14 protein-coding genes, 2 tRNA genes, 2 rRNA genes and 1 pseudogene are annotated in these 17,762 nt (G+C 61.3%); 6 read left to right on the top strand and 13 right to left on the bottom strand.

The annotated features are described in order from the left end of the window. The first annotated feature begins 55 nt into the window (after positions 1-55). The 4 genes from FSB78_RS15230 (at position 56) to FSB78_RS15215 (ending at position 3,811) form a co-directional block, all read left to right on the top strand. A tRNA-Ala gene (locus FSB78_RS15230) sits at positions 56-131 on the top strand. Positions 132-497: 366 nt separating this feature from the next. Further along, a 23S ribosomal RNA gene (locus FSB78_RS15225) occupies positions 498-3,289 on the top strand. 250 nt (positions 3,290-3,539) lie between these two features. Then, a 5S ribosomal RNA gene (rrf, locus tag FSB78_RS15220) occupies positions 3,540-3,654 on the top strand. 80 nt (positions 3,655-3,734) lie between these two features. Continuing rightward, positions 3,735-3,811, top strand: a tRNA-Met gene (locus tag FSB78_RS15215). A 261-nt stretch (positions 3,812-4,072) separates the two neighbouring features. Here the strand turns inward: FSB78_RS15215 and FSB78_RS15210 are convergent. The 10 genes from FSB78_RS15210 to FSB78_RS15165 all read right to left on the bottom strand — a co-directional run bounded on the left by FSB78_RS15210 (position 4,073) and on the right by FSB78_RS15165 (position 14,576). Further along, positions 4,073-4,960, bottom strand: a complete 888-nt coding sequence (locus tag FSB78_RS15210) for a ComEC/Rec2 family competence protein (protein WP_147083419.1) — start codon at positions 4,958-4,960, stop codon at positions 4,073-4,075. Positions 4,961-4,994: 34 nt separating this feature from the next. Continuing rightward, positions 4,995-5,609 (bottom strand): hypothetical protein, encoded by a 615-nt coding sequence (locus FSB78_RS15205; protein ID WP_147083418.1) that lies wholly within the window; start codon positions 5,607-5,609, stop codon positions 4,995-4,997. Next, the gene (locus FSB78_RS15200) at positions 5,609-6,478 is read right to left on the bottom strand and encodes a Mov34/MPN/PAD-1 family protein (RefSeq protein ID WP_147083417.1); all 870 of its coding nucleotides are present in this window, start codon (positions 6,476-6,478) and stop codon (positions 5,609-5,611) included. The genes FSB78_RS15205 and FSB78_RS15200 overlap by 1 nt, the downstream gene beginning before the upstream one ends. A 101-nt stretch (positions 6,479-6,579) precedes the next feature. After that, complete coding sequence (locus FSB78_RS15195; protein WP_147083416.1) at positions 6,580-7,872, bottom strand: hypothetical protein; 1,293 nt, start codon at positions 7,870-7,872, stop codon at positions 6,580-6,582. Then, positions 7,865-8,998, bottom strand: a complete 1,134-nt coding sequence (locus FSB78_RS15190) for an MBL fold metallo-hydrolase (RefSeq protein ID WP_147083415.1) — start codon at positions 8,996-8,998, stop codon at positions 7,865-7,867. The genes FSB78_RS15195 and FSB78_RS15190 overlap by 8 nt, the downstream gene beginning before the upstream one ends. A 116-nt stretch (positions 8,999-9,114) precedes the next feature. Further along, the gene (locus FSB78_RS15185) at positions 9,115-9,528 is read right to left on the bottom strand and encodes a hypothetical protein (protein WP_147083414.1); all 414 of its coding nucleotides are present in this window, start codon (positions 9,526-9,528) and stop codon (positions 9,115-9,117) included. A 46-nt stretch (positions 9,529-9,574) separates the two neighbouring features. Continuing rightward, complete coding sequence (locus FSB78_RS15180) at positions 9,575-10,966, bottom strand: UvrD-helicase domain-containing protein (protein ID WP_158638022.1); 1,392 nt, start codon at positions 10,964-10,966, stop codon at positions 9,575-9,577. A 5-nt stretch (positions 10,967-10,971) separates the two neighbouring features. Beyond that, positions 10,972-12,672, bottom strand: coding sequence for an ATP-dependent nuclease (locus FSB78_RS15175; RefSeq protein WP_158638021.1), 1,701 nt, complete (start codon positions 12,670-12,672; stop codon positions 10,972-10,974). 97 nt (positions 12,673-12,769) lie between these two features. Next, positions 12,770-13,291, bottom strand: a complete 522-nt coding sequence (locus FSB78_RS15170) for a hypothetical protein (protein ID WP_147083411.1) — start codon at positions 13,289-13,291, stop codon at positions 12,770-12,772. Next, positions 13,215-14,576, bottom strand: coding sequence for a phospholipase effector Tle1 domain-containing protein (locus tag FSB78_RS15165; protein WP_147083410.1), 1,362 nt, complete (start codon positions 14,574-14,576; stop codon positions 13,215-13,217). Before FSB78_RS15165 ends, FSB78_RS15170 begins: the two co-directional genes overlap by 77 nt. 179 nt (positions 14,577-14,755) lie before the next feature. Here FSB78_RS15165 and FSB78_RS15160 point away from each other — a divergent pair, with 179 nt between their 5' ends. Then, positions 14,756-15,151: a WYL domain-containing protein gene (locus FSB78_RS15160; protein ID WP_147083409.1), complete on the top strand. Its 396-nt coding sequence runs from the start codon at positions 14,756-14,758 to the stop codon at positions 15,149-15,151. Then, positions 15,151-16,005, top strand: coding sequence for a DUF5677 domain-containing protein (locus FSB78_RS15155; RefSeq protein ID WP_147083408.1), 855 nt, complete (start codon positions 15,151-15,153; stop codon positions 16,003-16,005). Before FSB78_RS15160 ends, FSB78_RS15155 begins: the two co-directional genes overlap by 1 nt. 12 nt (positions 16,006-16,017) lie before the next feature. On the opposite strand, the pseudogene FSB78_RS15150 reads toward FSB78_RS15155, so the two are convergent. The 3 genes and pseudogenes from FSB78_RS15150 to FSB78_RS15140 form a co-directional block, all read right to left on the bottom strand. After that, positions 16,018-16,434, bottom strand: a pseudogene (locus FSB78_RS15150) (NAD(P)H-dependent oxidoreductase); the annotation flags it as partial. Further along, a complete protein-coding gene (locus FSB78_RS15145; protein ID WP_147083407.1) occupies positions 16,401-16,946 on the bottom strand; it encodes a hypothetical protein in 546 nt (181 codons plus the stop codon). The gene FSB78_RS15145 and the pseudogene FSB78_RS15150, both read right to left, overlap by 34 nt. Next, positions 16,946-17,635, bottom strand: a complete 690-nt coding sequence (locus FSB78_RS15140; RefSeq protein ID WP_158638020.1) for a hypothetical protein — start codon at positions 17,633-17,635, stop codon at positions 16,946-16,948. The genes FSB78_RS15145 and FSB78_RS15140 overlap by 1 nt, the downstream gene beginning before the upstream one ends. Positions 17,636-17,762 lie beyond the last annotated feature (127 nt).

Genomic DNA, 17,762 nt, shown 5'->3' with positions numbered 1-17,762 from the left:
CGTCAGCGTCTCAACGATCTCGATATTCGCGTGTGCCAAACGGCGCATCGAACATGGGGCCTTAGCTCAGCTGGGAGAGCGGTTGCTTTGCAAGCATCAGGTCATCGGTTCGATCCCGATAGGCTCCACCATATCTTTGAGACGAGACGGCGCGTGCCATCAGCTACAACCTAGAGATGAAGAGAAACGGTTCGCCGCACGAGAGTGCGGTGATTGACGGGCAAGCCCGTCGTATTTGACATTGTGAATGGGTTCTTAAAATCGATGCCGTGAGGCGTATGGTTTTGGACATTGAGGACAGCTTCGGCGGTTCGCTCAGCACTTCGGTGCGCGGTGAATTCGACAAGCGGTTCGCAAGGCCAGGACGTGCGTCATCATATAAATAATCTGGCTGAGATTATAATCATCCGCACCTGACAAAGGCCAACGCGCACTGCTCTGCCGAGTTGGTGACCTCTTCGGAGGCACCCAGTGATGTCGTTGGTGGTGTGGACTCTCAAGCGTGAGGTAAGGGCAATTCGTGGATGCCTTGGCACATACAGGCGATGAAGGACGTGGCACGCTGCGATAAGCATAGGTGAGCTGTGAGCAAGCTTTGACCCTATGATTTCCGAATGGGGAAACCCACCTATCCGATTAATTCTACCTGAGCTTCGGCTGGGGTAAAGTTAATTGGTCAGGTATCACTTAGCTGAATACATAGGCTTCGTGAAGCGAACCCGGCGAACTGAAACATCTCAGTAGCTGGAGGAAAAGACATCAACCGAGATTCCGTTAGTAGTGGCGAGCGAACGCGGACCAGGCCAGTGCCTGAATTTCAACTAGCAGAACGATCTGGAAAGTTCGGCCATAGCGGGTGACAGCCCCGTATGCGAAAGTGAGAATTCAGGACTCGAGTAGGGCGGAACACGTGAAATTCTGTCTGAACATGGGGGGACCACCCTCCAAGCCTAAATACTCGTATGTGACCGATAGCGAACTAGTACCGTGAGGGAAAGGTGAAAAGCACCCCGATGAGGGGAGTGAAACAGTACCTGAAACGGATTGCCTACAAGCAGTTGGAGGGCTTTTATGGCCTGACAGCGTACCTCTTGCATAATGGGTCTGTGACTTAATGTATCAAGCAAGCTTAAGCCGTTAGGTGTAGGCGCAGCGAAAGCGAGTCTGAATAGGGCGCCAGAGTTTGATGTATTAGACCCGAAACCCGGCGATCTAGGCATGACCAGGATGAAGGTGCGGTAACACGCACTGGAGGTCCGAACCGATTAACGTTGAAAAGTTACCGGATGAGTTGTGTTTAGGGGTGAAAGGCCAATCAAGCCGGGAAATAGCTGGTTCTCCGCGAAAACTATTGAGGTAGTGCCTCGCACGAACACCTTGGGGGGTAGAGCACTGGATGGGCTAGGGGGTCGCGAGATCTACCAAACCTAACCAAACTCCGAATACCCAAGAGTGATATGCGGGAGACAGACGGCGGGTGCTAAGGTCCGTCGTCAAAAGGGAAACAGCCCTGACCTACAGCTAAGGCCCCCAAATCGTATCTAAGTGGGAAAGCATGTGGGACTTCCAAAACAACCAGGAGGTTGGCTTAGAAGCAGCCATCCTTTAAAGAAAGCGTAACAGCTCACTGGTCTAAACAAGAGGTCCTGCGGCGAAGATGTAACGGGGCTCAAGATACGTGCCGAAGCTTAGGGTGTGCCACTTATGTGGTACGCGGTAGCGGAGCGTTCCGTAAGCCTGTGAAGCGATCTGGTAATGGGTCGTGGAGGTATCGGAAGTGCGAATGCAGACATGAGTAGCGATAAAGAGGGTGAGATGCCCTCTCGCCGAAAGACCAAGGGTTCCTGCGCAAGGCTAATCCGCGCAGGGTGAGCCGGCCCCTAAGACGAGCCCGAAGGGGGTAGTCGATGGGAACCACGTTAATATTCGTGGGCCTGGTGGTGTGTGACGGATCATGTGTGTTGTCTGACCTTATCGGATTGGTCAGGCTTCGAAATGGTTCCAGGAAATAGCCCCACCGTATAGACCGTACCCGAAACCGACACAGGTGGTCAGGTAGAGTATACCAAGGCGCTTGAGAGAAGTGTCCTGAAGGAACTCGGCAAATTGCCTCCGTACCTTCGGAAGAAGGAGGCCCCATATAAGCGCAAGCTCTTATGGGGGGCACAGGCCAGGGGGTAGCGACTGTTTAGCAAAAACACAGGGCTCTGCTAAGTCGGCTTCAAGACGACGTATAGGGCCTGACGCCTGCCCGGTGCCTGAAGGTTAAGTGGAGGGGTGCAAGCTCTGAAATGAAGCCCAGGTAAACGGCGGCCGTAACTATAACGGTCCTAAGGTAGCGAAATTCCTTGTCGGGTAAGTTCCGACCTGCACGAATGGCGTAACGACTTCCCCACTGTCTCCAGGACATGCTCAGCGAAATTGAATTCTCCGTGAAGATGCGGAGTACCCGCGGTTAGACGGAAAGACCCCGTGCACCTTTACTGCAGCTTCAGAGTGGCATTAGGAAGAAACTGTGTAGCATAGGTGGGAGGCTTTGAAGCATCGGCGCCAGCTGATGTGGAGCCATAGGTGAAATACCACCCTGTTTGTTTCTGATGTCTAACCTCGTTCCGTAAGCCGGAACAGGGACCCTCTGTGGCGGGTAGTTTGACTGGGGCGGTCGCCTCCTAAAGAGTAACGGAGGCGCGCAATGGTGGGCTCAGGACGGTCGGAAACCGTCTGTTAGAGTGCAATGGCATAAGCCCGCCTGACTGCGAGACTGACAAGTCGAGCAGAGACGAAAGTCGGTCATAGTGATCCGGTGGTCCCTCGTGGAAGGGCCATCGCTCAACGGATAAAAGGTACGCCGGGGATAACAGGCTGATAACCCCCAAGAGCTCATATCGACGGGGTTGTTTGGCACCTCGATGTCGGCTCATCACATCCTGGGGCTGGAGCAGGTCCCAAGGGTTTGGCTGTTCGCCAATTAAAGTGGTACGTGAGCTGGGTTCAGAACGTCGCGAGACAGTTTGGTCCCTATCTGCCGTGGGCGTCGAAATTTGAGAGGAGTTGACCCTAGTACGAGAGGACCGGGTTGAACATACCTCTGGTGTACCAGTCGTTCCGCCAGGAGCGCAGCTGGGTAGCTATGTATGGACGGGATAACCGCTGAAAGCATCTAAGCGGGAAGCCTCCCTCGAGATAAGATTTCATAGAGCCGTCGGAGACCACGACGTTGATAGATCGGATGTAGAAGTGCGGTAACGCATGGAGCTAACCGATACTAATTGCTCTATTCGCGCTTGAGAGTTCCACCATCAATGACAACACTGGGCAACCAGTCAGCCATTGCACGGTGCGGATGATTCAGCCGACGCCAGATTGCCAATCCCCTCGCCGTCGAGGGATTGGTTCGAATACCACTACAACCAGCACTCGGTGTTCCGAGAGGCTGGCAACCAAAAGCACGGTCTCGATTTTAAGAGCCCCGTCACGGCCACAAGCCACGACGGGGTACCCCACAGATAACGTGCACGCATGTCGCACCGGCTCCATTGCCTGGTGGCTATAGCGTCGGTGTCCCACCCGATCCCATCCCGAACTCGGCCGTGAAACCCGCCTGCGCCAATGGTACTATCGCTCAAGCGATGGAAGAGTAGGTCGTCGCCAGGCATTGAAGCCCGTGCGACATGCATCACGTCATCTGAACCCATTCACAATCTCATCTACCCTCCTTCGCATCAGCGAAGTGTCGCGGGGTGGAGCAGCCCGGTAGCTCGTCAGGCTCATAACCTGAAGGTCACAGGTTCAAATCCTGTCCCCGCAACCATTCCAAAAAGCCTGCAAGTCGAATGACTTAGCGGGCTTTTTCGTGTTCGCCTATCGAGCAAGTGGTCAAGCTGCGCTTCTGTAAAAAATGCGGGTTCATTGCATCGCAAGATCAATGGGTTAGCCTCTTGTCTGTAAAATACACGGCTGTCTTTGCGGGTCAGTGCCGGTGCCCGTTCTACCTCGGCCGCCTGTGTCCCACCCCCTGGCGCACTGTATCGCCTCAAAGGGTCGTCGCGGACGGACCAATATCGCTTCCATGTTACCATGTAGGCGATCCAGCGAGCATACGGGACAAAGCTGGCAGCTGATTCATCCGATCGCCCAGTACAAAGTACCTGCCGTCGGTGGTGACATCGATCGTGATGGTTCCGTCACGGCGTGTGGTCATGACCTTGCGGAGTGGACGGATGCCGAACAGCCCTGCGGGCTTGGTGTAGTCGGGGATGCCGGTCGTGCGGCTGGCGTACCAGTCACCTGTTTCCTGGGTGCCATGTTGCTTCCGCCCGTCAGAGAAGATGACGAGATCAGGCCGGCAGATGTCGAAGACCTCGGTGCAGCATCCGTTTTCACGCCCGTGGTGTGACGCGACGTAGACATTCACGTTCGCCAGCTTAGCGCGGAAGTGTGGGTTTTGCAGAAGCTGGCGCCAGCCGGCCCGTTCGAAGTCGCCACCGAACAGGATGGTGAAGGGGCCGAGGTGGACGAACGCGACCAGGCTGAGATTGTTGGTATCCATGAAGTCGGCGCCGTAGCGGTTCCAGAACACATGCCACCTGACACCGCCAAGATCATGTGACCACTCGCCCAGGAAGCCGGGACCGAAATGAGCAAGGATGCTCGTCGCAGTCGAGACGCCGTCCCTCATTCCACACTCCGCCTTCATAGCCCGGAGCGCATTGGCGTCGACGGTGGGGTTGCTGACGACGGCTCCGATTCCGCAGTTCTGCCATAGATGCGGCAGATCCTCGCAGTGATCCTCGTCGAGGTTCATCAGCATCAGCGTGTCGATGCGCTGACCGTGATATGTAACCGACGGATACCACGGGCGATCGCTACATAGCCCGCAGTCGAGCATCAGGCGATGTCCTGCTGGGCCGGTGGTGACCGAGCATCCGCCGTGGTCGACGTCATGAATCTCGATCTTCATCGATCGCATCCGCTGGGAGGCGCGGTGCGCTCGGTCATGCCGTTGCAACTTTGCGGGCAATGACGTTGCCGACCAGCCGAACTGCCGCATGACGCGCGGATGTGGCCACGATCAGGTATGCAACGAACAGCCCGGCCGAGAGCAGGAGGGTATGCCTAGGTGTGCCGTGTGTCCAGATCAGCAGCGCGGGGGTGATCAGCGCCAGGAGCGCGAGCAACACGGCGCAGTCGCGCAGGATCAGGAAGCGGCGGTGGTTGTCCGCGATCGCGGGATCGCTCTCAATTGCCTTCAGCCAGCGATACCAGAGGGCGTTCTGCTGGGTGGGGTTCATCGGCGCCGTTGGGATCAGGACTGCCAGATCGGTCGGATCGATCCGCGCGTCGGCCGGCGCAATTTCGGAGAAAGCACGGCAGCCAGGAAGACGATCCCGAAGCCGCCAGAAGACAAGCGCCTCCTTAATCGGGCGCGGGAAGACCTCCTGCAGAACCAGCATGGCGATGCCGGCGATTCCTGCCATGCCTGCATGTTCCAGCACCGTCTGGATCTGGGTGATCCTGTCGAGGCCCAGCAGCCCCGCAGCCGCGGCATAGGCCGCCACGATCGGGACGAGATATTTGGCGCTGATGCCGGACTTCAGGGAGTCTGCCATCAGGGAAGCCTCAGATGAGCCTGAATGTCTTGATCGGCGACAATGACCATGAGCGTCGGGCGCAGCTCCGGCGCATCGTTCTCCGCATGCTCCATCATGGCGCGATAGTCGCGACCGGACATGTCGGCCGAGCCGTCGGGGTGGCTATGCCATGTGCCGCATAGATACGTCCGACCGCGCGTGAGGCGCGTCAGCCGTCGTTCCGTCAAGGTGCCACCGGCCTCGCCCAGCTCGAGTCGGGTTTCGGTCGCCGCCGATCCCGGTGGCAGGGAAGAGGCATGGACGATGGTGATGACGCACCGGTTCGGATCCCATGCGCCATAGAGATACCCGCCGGTTTCCGCAGGTAGCGCGGCGGACCGCTCGCCGGTTATGCTGGCGATGGCCGCCGGCGAAATGCGGATCTGCCAGTCCTCGGCTGTCGCAGGGCGCAAGATCGTGAAGGGAGCCATCGGTATCCAGCGCGAGCCGGTTGGCCGCAGCCGCTGATCGAGCGGATTGAGCAGGATGCCGGCTTCGGTGCGGTCGCCCAGGATCGCGGTACAGGCGACCGACGCATGCTGTTCGACCGCATGCTTGGGCAGGTGCACGGTCATCGACGTGCAGCCGAAGCCGTAAAGCAGGGGATCCGGGCCAAGGGGATGACGATTCTCGAAGTCGAGCCATGCCGCCACGGCCGGTTCATTGGGCGCCATAGCTATCGTCGCCAGCATCATGTCCGACATCGTGGGCCCACCCGGCGGCGACACGAAAGTCATGCCGAGCTGCCCTTCATGGAACATCTCGCTGCGGATGATGGTCGCGTCCGTCGCGGTGCGAAGCTCGTCCATCCGAAGGCGCACGCGCTCGTCGGCCGTCGCGTCGATCAAGAGCCGCCCGTCGATCCTCGCCTGAAGATCGACGACATCGATCGTGGTAATATCATCCCGGATCGCCTGCGCCTTGCCTTCGCCGTGCCAGATCGCGCCGGTCAGTCGCTTCGCATGCTCCGCCTTATTGGCGTAGATGTCGGCGCTCTGGGCCGAATGGCGTGCGAGTGGATGCGATCCTTATCCCACACCACGACATCGTCCATGCCGGATCGCGTCAGGCTATCGTGGATCGAACTGCCGAGCGCGCCATGTCCAAGCAGCGCGACAGGCGGTAGGATGTCGACGCCTGCCACCCAGCGCATGAGCTTAGGACATGGTGGATAGTCGCCTACGATCGTCTCGATGCGCATATCCGCGTCGAGGATCGTCTTGTCGAAGTCCTGGGATATGAGAAAGGCGCGCAACTCGAGACTGCGCGCCTTGGGATCGTCAGAATAGCCGAAGAAGGCGTCCATGATTGGTGCCGGTCGCCAAACACCGATGACGACCACCATAGCCTTCCCGCCATGCGGAGGGCGGTGACAGCGAAAGTCGACGCCCCTGTTCAGCAGACCGCCGACCGCGGTGTCGAAGGCGTGGTTGACGCCGATCGATTTCATCCCCTCGAGCAGTTCGGTACCGGTTCGCCAGTCCTCGAACATGGGGTCGCGTTCCACCACGGACGGATTGCGCCACACGAATACCCAAGGGATCGCATGGCGTTCGTGATCGGTCTTGTTGTGATGTCCGATTGCTGGAAGCACGTCCTCTAGTGACAGAAACTGGGGGAAGACCGAGACCTGCTTGTGCTGGTCATCGTCGTAGCTGATCGCGACCCCCATCGCGCTACCGGCATCAGGGTTGGCGTGAGCGTGTTCCTGGAAGACGCGGGGGTTCATCTCGCCCATACGCAGCTTCTGGCCGACGCCGAAGGGAACCGGCTCCCATCCGTCCATCATGAGCGTGCCGGTCTTCGCGTCACGCAGGAAGTCGCGCAGTCGGGTCATGACTGCCTCGATCCCGGCGCGTTCGTAGATCGGCTGGATGCCGTCCAGTGCAAGACAGGGTGCAGCCTTGCTCCCCGGGGGACCCGAGCACAAATGGCCGATTCTGCGCGGAAAGCCTTCCCCCTCGCACAGCACGTTGTACGGCGCGGTACGTCCGAAGGTGCGGCCATCCCGGTAGATGAAATGGATGCATTCGACGTCACGCACGTCCGCAGCGGGCGGCTCCACCGTTGGTTCGGTCGCGATCTCGAAGCTCAGTATTTCAGTATCGTCGACAGAGCGAAGGACGATCGATGACGCCATCACGCCGGGGGACTTCGCGATGCGCGCGACTTCGAGTAGCTGCCCGAGGTCAAAATCCTTCACGACCTCGGCGGTGATCGGTTCGTCATGACCGTCAGCCATAGGAGCCACCCCCGCCTACTGCCGCTCCGCCACCGCCCAGACCGACCGTCGCCGGGACTTTGGCCGGAGCGAGGGTCGGCCCACCCATGGTGAGGTTGAAGACGATGTGAGCGGGAAGGTCCGACGCGCCGTTCCCGCCCGTACAGCGGAAGCGCCCTTCGACCGACCCGTTGATCTCTCCGCCGTTTGCGAGAATGCGAAGGTAGCGGCGCTTAGCGTGCCATGATGGTGGGGTGTCGCCGCCCCTGACCACGCGGCGACTGCTCGACACCACGTACCCGTTGCCGCGCTGCTCGCCGAGCGCCTTCAGCGCCTCGATGGACTCGACGAATTCACCATCCGTGCAACCGCCGAACGGAACTCGGCCGATGGAGCGGCGCGAACAATGATGCGGCGCGAGCAGGATGTGCCACGCCAGATGGTCGGGATTCTTCCGGTGGATCTCCTTCTCGAGCCGTTCGAGAACTTCGACCGAGGTGTCGCCGCAGGTGAGGATCAGATTGTCGCCGCCATAGCGACGAACGGTCCACTGGATGACGAGGCTGGTCGGATTGGATGAGGTCGGCGTGCAGCCCTCGGGCGCCTTGGGGATGTCCCACTCCGCAGGAGTAGGGGCCAGAAGACGCCATTCGAAATCGGTCGCGATGGATCCGGTGGTGACCTTGCTGGTGTCCATCACCTTGAGCCGGTTGCCGTCGCGATAGCCGGCATCGGTGCTCTGAAGCGCATATCGCCGCTTGATCTCGTCGGTCAAAGGCTTCGACTGGTCCGTGGTGTAGTGCGGGTTCAGGCCGTAGGGGCTGCACCAGATCTCATCGACGATGATCTTGGGATCGGAATTATCGGGATCGCTGTCCCAAGTCTCGGGCGACCCGCAATGGAAGATTTCAGAGAAGCCGCCGACATGGTCCTTGTCGGGATGGGTGGATACGAACACGTCGAGGTGGTCGTTGCCACAGGCCTGACGGATATCCGACGCAAAGTCAGGGGCCTCGTCGTCTTCGTCGTCCTGAGCCCTGGCCGCGCGATAGTGGATGTCGATCATCACGACCTTGTCGTGCGCTTCGATCAGGATGCTGTCGCCACACCCCGACGCGAAGGTCGTAAGCCTGTAGTCGCCGCGCATGACGATAACTCCCTTTTGCTCCCGGGAACGAGGTGGGAACAAAGAAAGGCAGATTCAAGATATGGTAGGTGATTATTTAATCATCCCCACATTTTGTTGTTCGCGTCTGTTTATCGTTACGCGGGCGAGGCTGGTTCGAGGCGCTCGAGCACGAACGTCCCCTCGCCCTGATCGAGTTCGACGACGCACATCTTGAGGGTTGGATGCGGAAAGCATCGTGCGATCGACCGCGGGGATGCGTCTTTGTCTCGCGCCTGCGCCATGATGACGTGAACAACACCGCCGGCATGGTCGCGGGCATAGGCAAGATTGTCGATCAGTTCGACAAAACCCGGCCGCGATTTCCATTCGCCGGGGCGATCGGTCTTCCAGTTGCGATAGACGCGGCCCTTATCCTCGAAGCGGTCCTGCCACAGCGTGACCGACACGTCGGCGCCATCCTCGCTGCGTCCGGACCAGCTCCAGCGCGTGTTTCGCGGCGTGGTTCCGAAGAAGGAGAAGCACTCGGTGTGCGTATATTCTTTGGGCATTTCTCACCTCTTGCATCACAACGCGTTGGCCGCTTGCGCCACGGATTCAGACCAAACCGATCACTGGGTTCTTCGAGATTACCGTCACGGACCTCGATGCCCGGCTGAGCGCGACGTAGGCGTTGCAGGCGTTCATGGATCCAGCGTCGAGAATTATCACGCGCTCGGCCTCGAGCCCCTTGAGCAGCAGCGTGCTGCCGATGCCCAAGGCGGGAATATGCCGACCCTTGCTTCGCTTGGCCTCTCGCACCTCCAGCACCGATGCCTTCAGATCGCCGTCCTCGGCGGTGCGTCGCATCCCGTCCATCATTACGTTGAGAAGGTCCGGCCGATACACGAACCACCCCGGCGTCTTGTGCCAGCATTCAAGCATGCGGGCCAGGTTGCCGAACGTGGCGCCATGGCGGGCCGTCAGGAAGATGCGCTCGGAGTCTTCGGCGGGTGCCTCTCTACCGGAAGCAAGATCGTTCAGCCGATCGACGAATGCCTTGTCGATGCCAGACATGACCGTGCGCGCGAAGCGCAGCACTTCAATGACGCGCTTGAGTTCCTTCTCACTACCGATCTTGTCCGCCGCTGCCGCCAGTTCAGGCATGTCTGCTCGCTCAACGACCTGAACGCCATCGTATGTTTTGGCGAATTCCACGCGCGATGCCGCATCCAGTGAGCTGCCGACGATCAGCGCGGTTGACGGCGCCAGACCCGCAAGCTCGGCCATAGCTTCCGCCTCGGCCGATTTCTGCTGTTCTTCGTCTACCGCTTTTTTCCAGACTAGATTGACCGGTGCGGTCGTCAGGTCGACCCCTTGACCGCGCTCGAGCCCGCCCCCGATGGACAGAATCCAGCGACCGAAATCCTCCTCGCCCTCTGCGATCCAGCGCCACGGATCGTCGAGCGTGGCGACGAGAGGGAAGGTGGTCAGCACTTCAGCGTCCCAGTCGGGCAGGGGACCCGCCCAGTCGAATATTCGCTGTAGCGGATCACCGAGGACGCAGCACGGTAGCCGATCGGCGAGCGCGACGACCAGCCGATGCTGGGGGCTGGTGCAGTCCTGATACTCGTCGACGATGACGCGCGAGTATGATGCCCGCAGGATCGCATCGAGGGCGCCGGACGACACCGCTCGGATCGCCGCCTCGCGCAGCGCAGGATACTGGATCGCGGACAGGTCGGGACGCAGGCCTGATAGCTCGGGATAGGACGACACGAGCTGAAGGCACCACCCGTCGAGCGTCGTTACCCGTGGCTTTGTCGTCGCGACCTTGGCTCGCACCATACGCGAACGCAGCGCGCAGACACCGGCGTTAGTATGGGTCAGGACCAGTGCCGGCTTGCCGTCGTTTCGCGCGACGGCCCGCACGATGGATTCGGTCTTTCCGCAGCCGGCGGGGGCGACGATCGAACCACGACCGATCGCGAGAATGTCAGGTGCCGACATGGAGCCTATGCCGCCGCCCATGTGCGCAGGTCGTCGATGATACCGGGCATCGTTCCGGTGCAACGATCAAGCGCAGGAGCCAGGACCTCGCGACCGACACGCTCGCCAAGAGTCACGTTCTTGAACCAGCCGCCCTTCTTGGCAGCCGCGCCCAGATGCCGCCTCTCGTCGAGTCCGAAGCCGATCAGCGTGCTGAACATATCGGCGTTCAGCGTCGCCGACTGGACGCGCAAATCGCTGTTGACCTTGTCCTTGCCGCATTCCTCCACCGCCACCTCGACGAGCTTCTCGATCTCATCGTCGGGGAGCGACAGGCATAGCGCCTGCTCGGTCGATAGCCCCTCATCCCAATGGAATTGCATGACACCGGCAGTCGCGAGTTTCCCGAGCTGGGCGGTAGTGAAGGGCTTGTCGCAGTCGCGTAGCAGGGCGGTCCGGTAACCAAGGTCGGCGAACGCATACGCGCGGTTGATCATGTTGTCGCCGTTTCCATCGGCGAACGCAGCCCCCATTGCGGCCAACGTCGGTTGCCCGGTTTCATCGCGATGCACGTCGAGGCCGCGCAGCAAACCGATTTCCGTCGGCCCCTCGCACACAATGACCTGGGGGGCGAGGAAGGCCTCGGCGCAGGCACGCAGCGTCTTCTGGCTCTCCACCCCGCCGTCGGTACGGCTCATGACCACGCCGCCGGATCCGTCATCGGCTGCCCTCCACAGCTGTCCGGCGGATAGCTCCCGCACGACGACCGCCGAATGCGTGGTAAGGAAGACTTGTCGCATCGGCGCAGTTTCTTTGCTGCCTAGGGTGTGCAGCAGGCGGATGATGCGATGAGGTTCGAGGCCGTGCTCGACCTCGTCGACGAGAACGAAGGGGCTGGCTTCGCCCGCGGCTGCCTGCAGGCCGGCGATGAGAAGGCGGCTGCTGCCGACGCCGAGATTGCGCAGCGGTACGCCGTCCTTGTCATGCAGAGCTATGGTTCCGCCCGAGAAGCTGATCCCATGGGCGTCGAGTAGCGCGGTAGCTTCGAGCGCGCCGGATATGCCTGCCTTCTCCGCGACGGCATGTACGATGTCGAGCGCGTCCTGAACCTGCGTGAGTGCGGCTGTGCCGAATTCGGCGCGAGCCTTTCTTGCCGCGTCGGCAAGCGCGCCGCCAGCGCCGGACGGGATTTCAGCGAGCTTGTTCAGGATGGAACGGTTGCCCCATGCAAGATGATGGTTGGCATAGACGCCAAGCCTCGTGGGGGCGAGTTTCTTGCGCTCAGCGGGCGGCATCTCGCGCGTCGTGCCATCAGCATCTGCGCGATCGGAATACAGGCTCCACCGCGGTTCGAGATCCTGATCAATCGTGAGCCTGACGGTGATCACGTCTTCCAGGCCGGCACCTGGTTCGTCTGACAGCAGTCTCGTGGCTGCATTCCACCCGCGATGGATGATGCCGTAGCGGTCTATGTCGAGCAGCACGTCCGGCAGGTCGCCGATGGTGACACGCAGATCTATCTGCTTCGTCACGTCCAGCTGCCAGAAATCGGCATCTGAAAATGTGAGATTGCGGCGAGGTGCCAGCGCCAGTTCGATCGCATCTAGAAGCGTCGACTTCCCCGTATCGCCGGCACCAATAACTGCATTGAGGCCGGGCAGGGGGGCCCAGATGGCCTTCCGCACGCCTCGGAAGTTGGACACCTCTACCTGACGAATTGCCGCCATCGTTCCCCCGATCCGTCGCCGACAAGTCGGCTGCATCATTTAACAGGTATCTGTACCGGAACTTTTCCTTAAGAGTCCCTGCCTGATCCTCCGCCGATTAGGCGTCGGCCGCGGCAGAAATGTCGAGCTGCTCACCCGAACGCAGAAAGTCATAGATGATGTCGGTCAGGATACCTAACGCTTGCTCGTCTCCCTTGAGCAGTAATTTGGCCAAGGCGTTGTTGGACGTCATCGATAGGATCAGATCCTCCTCCGTCGGCTGCGCCGGATTGCCCCCGGTTGAACTATCCCGCGGCTTGATCTCGAACCCCGTCAGAGCGAGCCCCTTCAGGTCGATCTCGTCCGGCGTGACCCCATCCAGCCTGCTCGACAGCAGCTTGACGAATGACGAGAAGTTCTCGAGATCGGGATCGCTAAGTTCGATCAGTTGCGCAATGTAGGCATAGGTGCGGGAGAACCGCTCCAGGCCGGTCCGGAATTCCGTCAGCGTTCCGAGGGCTCCATCTGCCAGCGTCCGCCGGTGGTCGGACTGCAGCGCCCCGCTACACGACCGTCGGCGGCGCCGCCGGGAGTCGCGGAATCCTGATCTCCTGGCCGGGGAAGATCTCGTCGGGATCATCCAGCGTGTCGATGTTCGCCTCGAAGATCTTGGGCCACAGGCTTGCGTCGCCATAGTGGCGATAGGCGTAGTGACTGAGCGTGTCCGACGGCTTGACCCGTTCGACCGCGAGCACGTCCACGGTCGGGACGAACGTCCATGCTCCGATGGCGTCGAGTTCCGCGGCCACATGCTCCAGCGTGCCCGGTCGATACGGCTTGCCGCCAAGGCGATCCGCTGGAGTGCGCCAGCGCCGCTGCGCCGACTGAGCTACCTGCCAGAGGTGGCGTGGGCCATCGCGGTCGTCCGTGAACACCTGCGTGGCGCTCCATTCCGGCTTCGTCTCGTTGACCAGTGATGCCAGTGGGTTGGGGTTGAACCCGTGGATGCGCGTCCCATGCGCGGTGTCGAGCTTCAGACCGGCCTTCTTGGCACCGGCGAGAACCCAGGCGAGCGCATCGTCGGACAGTCCGCGAATGTCGCCCCCGCCGCCGATCGAACCATGTACGCCCGGGAACCATTTCTCCTGGTACGGCGCCTCGGGGTCATCCGGCTCGGCCCCCGCGGAACGGTTGAGCTGGGTAAGATCGCCGAACGGTACGACCGGGAACAGTTCGCGACGCTCGTCGATGGCGACGGCGTGACGCGCGCTCTCGACGAATGCGTCGAGGCTGGGATCGTGGAAGTCGTACTCGCGGTTGAACCAGCCGCTGAACGGCATCCGCTCCGGCACGCCGAGCGCGCCGACCGTGTCCCAGACACCGAGATACTTTACGCGGAGCTGCGGAGCCGCTCCGGTTTCGTAGCCCCTAACGTTTGCACACCGCCACGCGTCGTCGCCGCCGCCGATGCAGACCGAGCCCGAGTACAGCGAGCGGAACTCCCGAAGCGCGTCGTCCGATGCCTCGTCCCCCTTGCGCCGGTGCTCGTAAAGCTGGAGCGCCTCGTCGATGCGGCCGACGTGCAGTCGCTGCAGCGGGCCGACGTGGCGGATGAAGCCGACGAAAGTGCGTGCGCTATATGCCCCGCGCGAGAAGCCGAAGACGTGGATTTCGTCGCCTGGATCGTAGTTGAAGATCAGGAAGCGGTATGCCTCGCGGACGTTGTCGATCAGCCCGGTGCCGAACATTCCGCCGCGGAACTGGTCGAGGTCTCCGGTGCCGACCCCCTCGTCGTAATGGATGATCTGCGGGACACCGTCGCGTCCCATCCGCTCGATGCTGGCCGCGGTCAGGACGACATTCGTCGCCCGGCCAGGTTCCAGCTTGTTCCAGGTGCCGTCGAAACAGAAGACGAGGCGCTTCATGCATGTTTCCCCCTATGTGAAGCTACAATGTGGGGAGAGATGCTGCATCCGGCCAGTCGGCTGTTGACCGTGGCTCAGTCAGATGGTGCAATATCTGGAACGCCGAAGCGTCGCCGTTCCGTTGGAAGGAGACCATGTCCGCCTACATCAGGGCTTGAAAATGGCGATGGGAGACGTCGATGAAGCGACCGACCTGGGGCAAAACCCCGAAGAAGCCCCGCAATCCGTTCGCCGTGGCGCCCGCCCCGAAGCCCCCGGTACCGCGCCGCCCCGACTTCGAGCGCGTGATCGAAAGCGCGATCGACGCACGGTGCTTGGTGTCGCTTCGATATGACGACGACATGCTTGCGCGTACCTTCCAGCCTGCCGCACTCTATCACTCGTCAGGCGACAAGGTATGCGTGACCGGCATCCAGATCGGCAATCCGGCCGACCCTCGGTCCAACGGCGAGCCACGCGTGTTCGAAGTGGGTCGGATGCGCAGCGTGGAGATCACCGACCAGCCGTTTAGCCAGCCCGCGACGGTCGACCGTTTGGACAGCCGATACGCCGGCGGCATCATCAAGTCGGTGTGATGGGCACCGCATCCGAAGGCATGGTCCAGGATCATGACGTAGATTTCAAAGAGCTGTACGTCGCAGCCAGGCGGAGCTTCGTTGCCGGCGTCGCCTTCTCAGACACGGTCAGTCGTGGCTGCGGACAACTGCCGAGCGCCACCGGTCAGCACTACTGGGCGTCGGTTCTGTTCACCCGGATCGTGGTGACGAGCAAAAGCGTCCAGCTCCTCGCACCGGAAATCCGTCCGTCGGCCCACTGGGACTTCAGCGCCTTGGCATCGCTCGTGCGAAACGTCGCGGAATGCTACCTCTACTTCTTCTTCCTCTGCGTGGACGACGTGCCCGAGGTGGAGAGGGAAGCCCGCATCATCATGCTCGACCTGCACGACGACGGGTCGCGGTCGAGGCTGTTCGCCGAGATCGGCGAACAGGATCCCGAGCCTGAGAAGACGGCGCAGCGCAAAGTCGTCCGTGAATCCCTCGAGGCCCGCTTCCGCGCGAACGCATGGCTCATGGCGCTGCCTGAGAAGCGGCAGCGAGAGCTGCTTCGAGGCGATAAGACGCCCTTCGTCCAGGATGACGTGATTGACCGGACCGACCTTGATCGAAAGCAGTTTCGCTTCATCTATCGATTTCTGAGCGCCCATACGCATAGCGGGCCTCTCGCCTTCTACCGAATGGCTGAGCACGGGCGCGGCATGGGCTTCAGCAACCCCAACGACGCCATGTACGCGGCCTGGGCGCTCGAGTTCGGCGCTGGAATCATCGAGCGGGCGACGGGAGCCATGCTCGAGATGTTCCCTGGGGCCGAGCAGCGGGGCAGGAAGCTGCGGTCGGCCGAGATCAGGCGTTCGCCCGGAAGCAGGCGATAGCCGGATGTCTGGTCAGCGGGTCATCGCCGCTGAGGCATGCGCGTCGCCGGCTACGACTGCCCCGGAAGATCTGCGCTCGGAGTACCGATCGACGAGCTGGGTCGCATGCGGGCGCATCAGCACCTCGAAGCGCACAAGCTCCTCCATCACGTCGACGAGCCGGTCGTAGTAGCTGGAGGGGAACATCCGGTCGTCGGCTCCGAATTCCCTGTAGGCCATCGCGACCGACGACTGGTTCGGTATCGTAAACATGCGCATCCAGCGGCCGAGAAGACGCAGCGTGTTGACGCTGTTGAACGACTGCGATCAGGCCGAGACCTGCATCACCGCGAGCGTCCGGCCCTGGGTCGGGCGCATGCCGTCTATCGACAGCGGCAGATGGTCGATCTGCGTCTTCATGACGCCGGTGATCTGGCCGTGCCGCTCGGGTCGTTGGTGAGGGCGACGCTTAGCCTCGGCATGTCGAGCCGCAGACACGTGCCGAGCTCGGGTTTCCTCGCGTTGATATACGTCAGGCTTCGTACTACTATCGGCAGGGGGTCGGTGAGGTCATGGCGCACCAGGCGGGTGAGCGGGATTGCCGCGTTTCGCTCGACCGTCGGAAGGTGCATTAACCGGACATGGAGCGTCTCGAGCGGGTGATGATACCAGATGTTCTCGGCGACGCGGATGACGCACCGCAGGCCTTCGGGAGCGAGATAGGCTTGGATGTCTATGTCGCGGTCGGCGGACCGTAGGGACTGATCCTGCCAGATTGCCTCACGCCGCAGCCGAGCGATGAAGGCCTCGACGGTGGTGTCCGTCGCTTCGACGGCCGCGACGAGGAGGATCGGCAGATCGAGATGATGTCCGGTGAAGCGGAGGCGGCGGGCGGTATCCGGACCCTGCGTGACCGCCGCGACGGATGCATCGCGACGGTCATCATCGGTACTGCGGATCATCACTTGGCCCTCGTTGCACTGTCCGGCAGAGCGAGCAGGTCCTCCGTTCCCTGGGCCGGCGGCGACGTCTGCTGATCCGTTCGGTCCACGAACAGGCATACCAGCAGGTGCTGCGTCAGCGCTTCCGCACCGTCGTGGATCACCATTTCGCCCCAGCTGGTCCAGCGGTCGACCCTATTTGCCATCCACCGATAGGCGAGGTCGCGCAGGGTCGCGTCCGGCCAGGCCATGTGCCAGATGGTACGGGCGATAGGAATGATGTCGGACGGATCCCGGTGGAGGATCGAGATGGCGTCGCGTCCGAAGGCGCGCTCGCGCACAACGGCGAACCGCAGCATGCGTGCGCTTGCCTCGGCGGCCTCGAAGCGCGCCCTGTCACACTCGTCGGGCGAGTCCGGCTCGCCGAAGAACTCGACTGCCGCGCGACCTACCGGAACCGCGTTCAGCTTGATGGGACGCGTCGCAGCAAGCATTCGCAGCACTGCGATGCCTTCCGATGCCAGCTTGCCGTCGAGCGGATCACCCCGGAATCCTCCGTCAAGCAGGCCTTCGGCGTCCATCCAGTAAGCCCAGAAGCGCTGGTACAGGTGGTCGCCAGCGAAGAGCGAGTGGGCAGCCTCGTCGATCGCGACGATACCGCGGTGCCGGGACGCGAACGAGGCTAGCATTAGCTCCAGCTGCTCGTTCATGACGCGCGGATTGACCCTGCTCATCCTCAGGCGTCCCGTCCAGAACGCTTCTCGTACACTCGGGAAATGGCGTCCATGCTCATCGACGATCGTGACATTCCCCAGCGAACTCGCCGACGTGCGCATC

Source organism: Sphingomonas ginsenosidivorax (genome assembly GCF_007995065.1).
In the GTDB taxonomy this organism is placed as follows: Bacteria; Pseudomonadota; Alphaproteobacteria; order Sphingomonadales; family Sphingomonadaceae; genus Sphingomonas; species Sphingomonas ginsenosidivorax.
Note: the sequence above shows the minus strand (reverse complement) of the source record. Positions and strands in the feature narration are given on the sequence as shown.

Coding starts and splice junctions, on each gene's coding strand:
- FSB78_RS15210 (WP_147083419.1), bottom strand. CDS start 4,960: ATGAAGATCGAGATTCATGACGTCGACCACGGCGGATGCTCGGTCACC.
- FSB78_RS15205 (WP_147083418.1), bottom strand. CDS start 5,609: ATGGCAGACTCCCTGAAGTCCGGCATCAGCGCCAAATATCTCGTCCCG.
- FSB78_RS15195 (WP_147083416.1), bottom strand. CDS start 7,872: ATGGCTGACGGTCATGACGAACCGATCACCGCCGAGGTCGTGAAGGAT.
- FSB78_RS15190 (WP_147083415.1), bottom strand. CDS start 8,998: ATGCGCGGCGACTACAGGCTTACGACCTTCGCGTCGGGGTGTGGCGAC.
- FSB78_RS15185 (WP_147083414.1), bottom strand. CDS start 9,528: ATGCCCAAAGAATATACGCACACCGAGTGCTTCTCCTTCTTCGGAACC.
- FSB78_RS15180 (WP_158638022.1), bottom strand. CDS start 10,966: ATGTCGGCACCTGACATTCTCGCGATCGGTCGTGGTTCGATCGTCGCC.
- FSB78_RS15175 (WP_158638021.1), bottom strand. CDS start 12,672: ATGGCGGCAATTCGTCAGGTAGAGGTGTCCAACTTCCGAGGCGTGCGG.
- FSB78_RS15170 (WP_147083411.1), bottom strand. CDS start 13,291: ATGATCCCGACGAGATCTTCCCCGGCCAGGAGATCAGGATTCCGCGAC.
- FSB78_RS15165 (WP_147083410.1), bottom strand. CDS start 14,576: ATGAAGCGCCTCGTCTTCTGTTTCGACGGCACCTGGAACAAGCTGGAA.
- FSB78_RS15160 (WP_147083409.1), top strand. CDS start 14,756: ATGAAGCGACCGACCTGGGGCAAAACCCCGAAGAAGCCCCGCAATCCG.
- FSB78_RS15155 (WP_147083408.1), top strand. CDS start 15,151: ATGGGCACCGCATCCGAAGGCATGGTCCAGGATCATGACGTAGATTTC.
- FSB78_RS15145 (WP_147083407.1), bottom strand. CDS start 16,946: ATGATCCGCAGTACCGATGATGACCGTCGCGATGCATCCGTCGCGGCG.
- FSB78_RS15140 (WP_158638020.1), bottom strand. CDS start 17,635: ATGAACGAGCAGCTGGAGCTAATGCTAGCCTCGTTCGCGTCCCGGCAC.